Origin of the sequence: Candidatus Stoquefichus massiliensis AP9, assembly GCF_000455285.1 — a bacterium.
Taxonomy (GTDB): Bacteria; Bacillota_I; Bacilli_A; order Erysipelotrichales; family Coprobacillaceae; genus Stoquefichus; species Stoquefichus massiliensis.
Genome location: NZ_HG005297.1, coordinates 1 through 9,398, shown reverse-complemented (window position 1 = coordinate 9,398; position 9,398 = coordinate 1). Strand labels below are relative to the sequence as shown.

8 protein-coding genes are annotated in these 9,398 nt (G+C 31.9%); all 8 read left to right on the top strand.

The window, feature by feature from the left end; translation table 11 throughout:
• Positions 1-181 precede the first annotated feature (181 nt).
• The 8 genes from BN350_RS16780 (at position 182) to BN350_RS16745 (ending at position 8,861) form a co-directional block, all read left to right on the top strand.
• Positions 182-781: a PTS sugar transporter subunit IIB gene (locus tag BN350_RS16780; RefSeq protein WP_028044630.1), complete on the top strand. Its 600-nt coding sequence runs from the start codon at positions 182-184 to the stop codon at positions 779-781.
• A 142-nt stretch (positions 782-923) separates the two neighbouring features.
• On the top strand, positions 924-2,600 hold the full coding sequence (locus BN350_RS16775; RefSeq protein ID WP_028044629.1) for a Na/Pi cotransporter family protein: 1,677 nt from the start codon (positions 924-926) through the stop codon (positions 2,598-2,600).
• Between the two features lie 189 nt (positions 2,601-2,789).
• Complete coding sequence (locus tag BN350_RS16770) at positions 2,790-4,106, top strand: TrkH family potassium uptake protein (protein ID WP_028044628.1); 1,317 nt, start codon at positions 2,790-2,792, stop codon at positions 4,104-4,106.
• A gap of 9 nt (positions 4,107-4,115) precedes the next feature.
• A complete protein-coding gene (locus BN350_RS16765; RefSeq protein ID WP_028044627.1) occupies positions 4,116-4,775 on the top strand; it encodes a potassium channel family protein in 660 nt (219 codons plus the stop codon).
• A 188-nt stretch (positions 4,776-4,963) separates the two neighbouring features.
• Complete coding sequence (locus BN350_RS16760) at positions 4,964-6,514, top strand: alpha-glucoside-specific PTS transporter subunit IIBC (protein WP_028044626.1); 1,551 nt, start codon at positions 4,964-4,966, stop codon at positions 6,512-6,514.
• Between the two features lie 19 nt (positions 6,515-6,533).
• Positions 6,534-7,028 carry a hypothetical protein gene (locus tag BN350_RS16755; protein ID WP_028044625.1) on the top strand — a complete coding sequence of 165 codons (495 nt, stop codon included), beginning with the start codon at positions 6,534-6,536 and terminating at the stop codon, positions 7,026-7,028.
• Positions 7,029-7,048: 20 nt separating this feature from the next.
• Entirely contained in the window at positions 7,049-8,383 is a 1,335-nt protein-coding gene (locus tag BN350_RS16750) for a 6-phospho-alpha-glucosidase (RefSeq protein WP_028044624.1), read from the top strand.
• 1 nt (position 8,384) lies between these two features.
• Positions 8,385-8,861: a PTS sugar transporter subunit IIA gene (locus BN350_RS16745; RefSeq protein WP_028044623.1), complete on the top strand. Its 477-nt coding sequence runs from the start codon at positions 8,385-8,387 to the stop codon at positions 8,859-8,861.
• The last annotated feature ends 537 nt before the right edge of the window (positions 8,862-9,398 follow it).

Genomic DNA, 9,398 nt, shown 5'->3' with positions numbered 1-9,398 from the left:
AGATGATTTTAATAGTGACTGGTATGCCATGTATGGTGAAGGTACAGGAATCTGTGATTTATAGTGAATTGAGCCATTATAAGAATTTTCTTATAATGGTTTTTTTCATCTTTTGAAAACACCTTGACTTGGAGTTAACTCTAAGTGATAGGATGAATACATTCAAAAGGAGGGAAAGAAAATGAATGAATTTTATGAAGATTTAATGAGGCCAATTGTTTATAAATGGTTAAAAGGGCATGATGGAGTTTTATCATGTGATAAGTGTTGTACATTATGTATTAAGAGTTGCGGATTACATGGAACAATTTGTTTCCATAGAGATAATATTGTTGAATTGAGTATAAAAGATGAAGAAACAGAAGAATCCGTATTCTATTTACATTTTCAAATGCATGATATGAAATCAAGTCTAGAACAGTTCAATACATTTTTTCAGTATCTTACATTACCAGTTTCACAGTACCACGATATAAATATCCATAATACATCAGTTAAAAAGATATTACTTAGTTGTAGTGGAGGACTGACTTCATCCTACTTTGCATATGCTATGCAAGAAATTATTAATGAAAGACATTTAGGAATACAAGTTGATGCAGTTGGTTATACGGATATAGATTATGTAGCAAATGAATATGATGTTATACTATTGGCTCCACAGATTGCTTATAAATTACCTGAATATAAAGAAAAATATGGACATAAGGTCATGAATATAGAGTCTATTGATTTTGCAACAAGTCATTTTGATGGTATTATTGAAAAAGCATTACATTAATGATGAAATTGGCTAAAAGCTAGTTTTTTTTAATTATTGACAAAAAAATGATAGAGAAATGTTAAGTTTATGTTAAGTTTATTTACATTATGTAAATGAAATGTTAATCTTTCTTTGTAGATTTATAGGAGGCAAAAAAGGGATGGAATTATCAAATATATTTGCTTTATTAGGTGGTTTGGCTTTATTCCTCTATGGTATGACGATGATGTCAAATGGGTTGGAGTTAGCAGCAGGGAATAAGATGAAATCAATCCTTGAAAAACTAACAACAAACCGTTTTTTAGGAGTTGGGGTTGGTGCATTAATTACAGCTTTGATTCAATCATCTTCAGCAACAACAGTCATGACTGTAGGATTTGTGAATGCTGGTTTAATGAAACTTGAAAATGCTGTTTGGGTGATTATGGGGGCGAATATTGGGACAACCATAACAGGACAATTAATTGCTTTAGATATTACTGCTTTAGCACCAGTTATTGCTTTTATTGGGGTTGCACTGATTGCCTTTTTCAAGAGTAAAAAATTAGATGCAATTGGAACGATTGCAGCAGGATTAGGTATCTTATTTATGGGGATGGAAATGATGTCAGGGGCAATGGCTCCACTTCGTAGTTCACCAGAATTTGTTAGTATTGTCTCTAACTTTGAAAATCCTTTAATAGGAATTGCAGTTGGAGCATTATTTACAGCTATTATTCAAAGTTCATCAGCTTCTGTTGGTATTTTGCAGGCACTTGCTATGAGTGGTGTGATTACATTACCATCAGCTATTTATGTTTTATTTGGACAAAATATCGGAACATGTATTACAGCAGTGTTAGCATCTATTGGAACAGGGCGTAATGCTAAGCGAACAACTATATTACATTTATCCTTTAATATTATAGGGACAGCAATCTTTGTATTGGTTAGTATGGTAACACCTTTTGCTCATTGGATGCAAGCATTAACGCCATCAAATATACCTGCACAGATTGCTAATGTACATACTGTCTTTAATGTTGTGACAACCTTATTATTGTTACCATTTGGAAAACAGTTAGTTCAACTTACATATAAGATTCTACCTGAAAAAGAAGGGCATGAAGATCGTATGGATGTGAAATTCTTAGATTTTAATCTTTTTACAAATGATTTCCATATTGGAACAAGTGCTATTGCAAATACACAATTGTTTAATGAAACACAAAATATGTTAGATGTGACAATCGATAATGTCAGAAGATCATTTGAACTAATGATTCGTTATAAAGATGAGAAATATGAGAAACTGCAAAAAAGTGAAGAATATATTAATTTTCTAAATAAACAAATTGTTGATTTTACAACAAGCGCTATATCTAATGAGTTTCCATTGGAAGGTTCTCAAACAATTGGTCTATTTCTAAAAGTCTCAGCAGATCTTGAAAGAATTGGTGATCATGCTGTGAATATTGCTAACCGTGCAAAATTACTCCATGAAGAAAATCGTCATTTCTCTGATGAGGCAATGGATGAAATAGGTATTATGAGTAGTCTATGTACAAATATATTAGATGAATTAAAAATTATGAAATATGATGAATTTAAAAATCTTGTTGATAAGGTTGATGTGATAGAAGAAAATATTGATAAAACAAATCAGCAGTTTAATATTAATCAACTTATTCGTTTAAAACAAAAGAAATGTACAACAGAAAATAGTGTTGTTTATACTAAGGTGTTAACAGATTTTGAAAGAATTGGTGATCATGGCTTGAATATTGCTGAAAGTTTTTATAAGATTAGAAAAGCAGTTGCGGCTATGAAAATGAAACCAGAAATGATTGAAGAATAATAATTTTTGGTCTAAAAAGATTAGTAGAAACATAAATAAATATATGTTGAATAATTGGTGGAGTCTGTCATAAAGTTTTATAACTTTATTTATTCAACAGAGTTTTGCTCATATGAGTATAACTTTTTATATTGAAAAAAACAGACTCTCTTTTAGGGAATCTGTTTTTTTAGTGAGGACGGTGAAAATATGGAGAAAATAGTATGTAAAGTTCGTGAGATGATGAGGCATTCTTCACCACCTCGATTAATTGCTTTAGGATTCATGAGTGTTATTGTTATAGGAGCTATTTTATTAATGCTACCAGCATCTATAAGAGAGGGACAGACTGTCACATTTGTTGATGCTTTATTTACTTCAACAAGTGCTGTTTGTGTAACTGGATTGATTGCTATTGATACAGCTGAACATTTTACTGTATTTGGCAGAACAGTTGTCGCATTGCTTATTCAAATAGGTGGCTTAGGTGTCACTTGTGTAGGTGTCTCTTTGATTTTGGCAGCTGGAAAACGCGTAGGATTTAAAGCAAGAAAGCTAATTAAAGAGTCATGGAATATTGGTGGTTATGGTGGACTCGTTAAGTTAGTGAAGTATGTTTTAAAAATGACTTTGTTATTTGAATTCGTAGGAACTATTTTTAGTTTTATTGTCTTTGTTCAAGATTATCCTCCACTAGATGCCTTGGGAATCAGTTTATTTCATTCTGTGGCAGCCTTTAATAACTCAGGTTTTGATATTTTAGGAGGTTTAACAAATCTTATTCCTTATCAAAATGATGTTTTATTAAATTTAGTGACTTGTGGTTTGATTATCTTTGGTGGTATTGGATTCCTAGTGATCATTGATGTTAAGAATAAAAAGTCTTTTAAAAAACTAACTTTTCATTCCAAAGCAGTTATTACAGTAAGTTTATTTCTGATTATTGTAGGAACAGTACTTATTAAATTAACAGATGATGTCACATGGTTGGGAGCATTCTTTCATAGTGTATCTGCTCGTACTGCTGGATTTTCTACTTATTCTTTAGGAAACTTTACAAATGCTGGATTATTTGTTTTGATTATTTTAATGTTTATAGGAGCATCGCCAGGATCAACAGGTGGGGGTATTAAAACCAGTACTCTATTTGTGATTGGAAATGTTGTACGAAGTATTATCACACATCAGCATTGTGTTGCATTTAAAAGAAGAATATCAGAGAGTGTTATTAAACAGGCTTTTGTTGTGGTCTTTTTATCTTTATGTGTGGTTATGATCAGTACATTTTTGTTGTGTATATATGAACCACAGTTTACATTTATTCAATTGCTTTTTGAGAGCACATCAGCATTTGGAACAGTGGGGCTATCAACTGGGATTACACCATATTTAAGTGGCATTGGTAAAGTGATTATTATTTTAACAATGTATATTGGGCGTATTGGAGCATTAACAATTATCACATTGGGAACATATAAAGAACCAACAACAGCTGTTTATACAACTGAAGATATAACGATAGGATAGGTGAAAGATATGAAAAAAGAGAAAAGTTATGCGATTATAGGATTAGGAAGATTTGGCATGCCATTAGCTAAAACATTAGCAGAAGCAGGTAAAGATGTTATTGGGATTGATAAAGATGAGGAACGTGTCAAAGAGTTAAGAGATTATAGTGAATATGCTTTTGTAGCAAAAACATTAAATAAAGAAGTCTTAGAGGATATAGGTGTACAAAATTGTGATATGGCAATTATTTGTATTGGGGACAAGATTGAAACAAGTATATTAACAACCTTAAATGTGATTCATTTAGGTGTTCCTCAAGTGCTTGCTAAAGCAACAACAGGAGAACAGGGAGAAGTTCTAGAAAAATTAGGAGCACAGGTTGTTTATCCTGAAAGAGATATGGCTTTAAGAATTGCTAAAAAAATATTAAGGGATAACATGGTTGATTCTATTTCTATTGGTAAGGGCATTGAAGTGATGGAGATTAAAGTGACTGGAGAGATGATTGGGAAAACAATCATAGAAATGAAAGTACGTGAGAAATATAGTTTAAATATTATTGCTATTCATCATGATGGTATAACTGAAACAGAAGTGGATCCACAGTATCATTTCCAATGTCATGATACAATTGCAGTTGTTGGAAGAGAAGAAATGGTCACACAATTTATTGATGATTACTCATAATTAAAAATTTATACAAATGAAAAAAGTATTGATAAATTCAATACTTTTTTCATTTGTGAAAATTCACGGGTAATGTGATAAATCATTGAAAACGCACCTCGTCCCTAAGTCGTGCCAAAGTATTGAAAAGAATTTTGAAAGGGGTTACTATAAACGTGCAAGAGATATCACAAGGGAGGAAAAATGATATGATGCAAAAAATTCAAAGATTTGGAGGAGCAATGTTTACGCCAGTTCTGCTATTTGCTTTTGCAGGAATTGTTATTGGAATTGGAACATTGTTTACCACTGAAGCAATCATGGGTAGTCTTGCAAGTCCAGATGGTTTATGGTATCAATGCTGGAATGTCGTCCTACAGGGTGGCTGGACGGTTTTTAATCAATTACCACTAATCTTCGTTGTCGGATTGCCAATCGGACTTGCTAAAAAGCAACAAGCCAGATGTTGTATGGAAGCATTAGTGCTTTACTTAACATTTCAATATTTCTTAAGTACAATCTTAAGTCAATGGGGTTCAACATTTGGCGTTGATTTTGCAGCAGAAGCAGGTGGAACAAGTGGCTTGACAATGGTAGCGAGTATCAAGACATTGGATATGGGGATGATTGGAGCCTTAATTATTTCAGGAATTGTTATCTTCTTACACAATCGTTACTTTGATACAGAATTACCAGAATGGATGGGAACATTTAGTGGATCATCATTCGTTGTTATTGTAGGATTCTTCGTATTATTACCAGTTGCTTTCTTATCGGCAAGCTTCTGGCCAATGGTTCAAGCAGGAATGAGAAGTTTCCAAGGATTTATTTCAGGAGCTGGGGCAGTTGGAGTATGGATATTCATTTTTATGGAACGTATCTTAATTCCATTTGGATTACATCACTTACTTTATTTCCCATTCTTCTATGATTCAGCAGTTATAAATGGTGGTGTTTACTCAGCATGGGCAAATGCTTTACCACAATTAGCTGCAAGCTCACAGTCATTAAAGACATTAGCACCATATGCATGGCCAACACTTACAGGTTTATCAAAAATCTTTGGTTGTACAGGAATTTCGTTAGCATTCTATTTTACAGCGAAAGATACAAAGAAAAAACAAATTGCAGGGTTATTGATTCCAATTACTCTAACAGCAATCTTCTGTGGTGTGACAGAACCAATTGAATTTACATTCTTATTTATCGCACCAGCATTATTCGTTGTTCATGCAATCTTAGCTGCAACACTCGCTACAGTAGCTTATTTATTTGGTGTTGTTGGTGTCTTATCAGGTGGTTTAATTGAAATGTCAGCATTGAACTTTATTCCATTAATGGCAAGTCATTGGCCAACATATTTAACATTGTTATTTATTGGTTTAGTTTTTACAGGTATTTACTTTGTTGTCTTTAGATTCTTAATCTTAAAATTTGATTTCAAGACACCAGGTCGTGAAGATGATGAAGAAATCACTTTCCATAGTAAAGCTGATTTCAAAGAAAAACAAGCTGGAGCTGCTCAAGGAAGTTTAGCAACTATGATTCTTGAAGCATTGGGTGGAAAAGATAATATTGTTGATGTGACAAATTGTGCAACACGTTTACGTGTCAATGTGAAAGATGAAAATTTAGTTCAAAGTGATTCTTATTTTAAAACAATTGGAACGCATGGTATTAAAGCAACAAAAACAAATATTCAAGTTATTGTTGGTTTAAAAGTGCCAACAGTAAGAGAAGAATTTGAGGGTTTATTATAGAAAAAGGAAGGTAGAAAATATGGCTCGTAGAAATAAACAAGATAAAGAACTTCAAAAATTAAATCGTTACTTTATGATCACAAAAGTGTTCCTAGCAATTACTCCTTTAATATGTTACTTATATGTATCATTAAAAGCAACAATGAATGGAATTACGTTTCAGCAGTTATTGGTTCAAGATCCAAGTACAACGGTTGTCTTTCTGATTGCGATGGTGAATCCTTATATTGCTTACCTTGTTCAATTGATTCAAAAAAACCTCACAGAAGGAAATACAAAATTTGTTTGTATTAATATGATCTTATTATTGATTGCTCAAGCTTTAACGATGAATCTATTCTATTTGATGATGTTACTTTATGTATTCTACAGAGCTATTCATTACTACAATATTCCAGTTATTTCAACACTAAAAACTTCAACAATCAAGCAGTCTTTTGTAAATGGTGGCGGAAGTATGCTTGTGATGTTGATAAGTTGTATTAGCTTATTTGCAACTATTAGATTAATGTAAAAAAACGGAGGAGAAAGAAAATGGCAGAAAAAAAATATTCAATTACTATTGCAGGTGGAGGAAGTACATTCACTCCAGGAATTTGTTTGTTATTATTAGAACATATGGATCGTTTCCCTATTAGAAAGATTAAGTTCTATGATAATTTTAAAGAAAGACAAGAAACTATCGCAAAAGCTTGTGAAATCTATTTAAAAGAAAATGCTCCAGAAGTGGAATTTGGTTATACAACTGATCCAAAAGAAGCATTTACAGATGTCGACTTTGTTATGTGTCATATTCGTGTTGGTTTATATGCAATGCGTGAAAAAGATGAAAAGATTCCATTGAAATATGGAGTTGTAGGTCAAGAAACTTGTGGTCCAGGTGGTTTAGCTTATGGTATGCGTTCTATTGGTGGAGTTATTGAAATCTTAGATTATATGGAAAAATACTCTCCAAATGCTTGGATGTTAAACTATTCAAATCCTGCTGCAATTGTTGCAGAAGCAACAAGAAGATTACGTCCTAACTCTAAAATCTTAAATATTTGTGATATGCCAATTGACTTAGAAGAAAAAATGGCTTCAATGATTGGATTAAGTTCTAGAAAAGAATTAGATGTTGGATATTATGGTTTAAACCACTTTGGTTGGTGGCATTCAATTAAAGATCAAAAAGGAAATGATTTAATGCCAGAAATTAAAAAACATGTGGCAGCAAATGGATTTGCTGATGCATTATCTAAAACAAATCAGCATGTTGAACAAAGCTGGATTGAAACATTTGCGAAAGCAAAAGATGTTTACGCATTAGATCCAGATACAATTCCTAATACTTACTTAAAATATTATTTATATCCAGATTATGTTGTTGAACATTCAGATCCAAATCATACACGTGCTAATGAAGTTATGGAACATCGTGAAAAGAATATCTTTACAATTTGTCAAAATATTATAGATAAAGGAACTGCTAAAGATGGTGGCTTTGAACCAGATGCTCATGCTGAATATATTGTTGACTTAGCTTGTGCTTTGGCTACTAACACAAAAGAAAAATTCTTATTAATTGTACCAAATGAAGGAGCTATTGAAAACTTTGATAGAACTGCCATGGTAGAAATTCCTTGTTATGTAGGAATTAATGGTTATGAACGCGTTGTTCAAGGAGCTATTCCACAATTCCAAAAGGGTATGATGGAGCAACAAGTTTCTGTAGAAAAATTAGTTGTTGAAGCTTGGATTGAAGGAAGTTATCAAAAAATGTGGCAAGCTATGACTTTATCAAAAATTGTACCTAGTGCAAAAGTTGCAAAACAAATCTTAGATGAAATGATTGAAGCTAATAAAGATTATTGGCCAGAGTTGAAATAAAATGGGATTCTTTAAAAAGAAAAGTAAATGCTTCTATGCAATGGCTAATGGAAAAACTGTTGCGATAGAAGATGTACCTGATGAAGTCTTTGCAACAAAGATGATGGGTGATGGGATTGCGATTCAGCCAAGTGAAGGCAATATCTATGCACCTTGCAATGGGAAAGTCACAATGGTGATGGATAATACAAAACATGCTGTTGGCATTGAAAATGAAGATGGTATGGAAATCTTGATACATGTTGGTTTGGATACAGTGAACTTAGGTGGTGAAGGGTTTGAAACCTTTGTTCAAGTTGGGGATGTTGTTAAACCAGGTGATCTCTTGATTCAATATGATAAGCAAAAATTTGAAACAGATGGAATTAATGATATGACGATGTTGGTTATTGTTGATATAAAAGGATATACACTCACAAAGTATCATATTGATAAACAAGTCCAAATCAAAGATTCTCCAATTCTAGAATATAAGTAGGAACTCATTCGAGTTCCTTTTTATTTTTATATATGATGAATAGTATGAATGTATATATTATGTTTATTATTTTTAAAATAAAGAGTATCTCGATAAAGAATTTTAAGATGTTGACTCTGATAGTTAATTGAAAAATATTGGTTGATTTGGATAATGAGTCGTTTTAAAATGGGAGCTAATTCTTGAGTGAGATATTGTTTTCTTACAAAACCATTGATGTAGGCATTTCTATATCTAAAAAATAGCATCAAATACCTGCTTAAAATCAATAGACTCAGGATTATTAGAGACAAGAATATTATATTCAATAGAATAAATTTGTATATATAAATCGCTTTCTTTATTTTATTATACTTAATTATTTTAAAAGTACATAGAAATAACATAAATTCGCTATAAATATACCAAACACTTATTGTTTTTGCCAAAATATTGAAATAATATAAAAAAGGTGATAATCTAGACTTAGGTGAAGAGTTATGGAAAACATAGCAGAAAAACTAACATTGTATTTAGAGAAAAAAGATATTATTCAAG

Coding starts and splice junctions, on each gene's coding strand:
- BN350_RS16780 (WP_028044630.1), top strand. CDS start 182: ATGAATGAATTTTATGAAGATTTAATGAGGCCAATTGTTTATAAATGG.
- BN350_RS16775 (WP_028044629.1), top strand. CDS start 924: ATGGAATTATCAAATATATTTGCTTTATTAGGTGGTTTGGCTTTATTC.
- BN350_RS16770 (WP_028044628.1), top strand. CDS start 2,790: ATGGAGAAAATAGTATGTAAAGTTCGTGAGATGATGAGGCATTCTTCA.
- BN350_RS16765 (WP_028044627.1), top strand. CDS start 4,116: ATGAAAAAAGAGAAAAGTTATGCGATTATAGGATTAGGAAGATTTGGC.
- BN350_RS16760 (WP_028044626.1), top strand. CDS start 4,964: ATGATGCAAAAAATTCAAAGATTTGGAGGAGCAATGTTTACGCCAGTT.
- BN350_RS16755 (WP_028044625.1), top strand. CDS start 6,534: ATGGCTCGTAGAAATAAACAAGATAAAGAACTTCAAAAATTAAATCGT.
- BN350_RS16750 (WP_028044624.1), top strand. CDS start 7,049: ATGGCAGAAAAAAAATATTCAATTACTATTGCAGGTGGAGGAAGTACA.
- BN350_RS16745 (WP_028044623.1), top strand. CDS start 8,385: ATGGGATTCTTTAAAAAGAAAAGTAAATGCTTCTATGCAATGGCTAAT.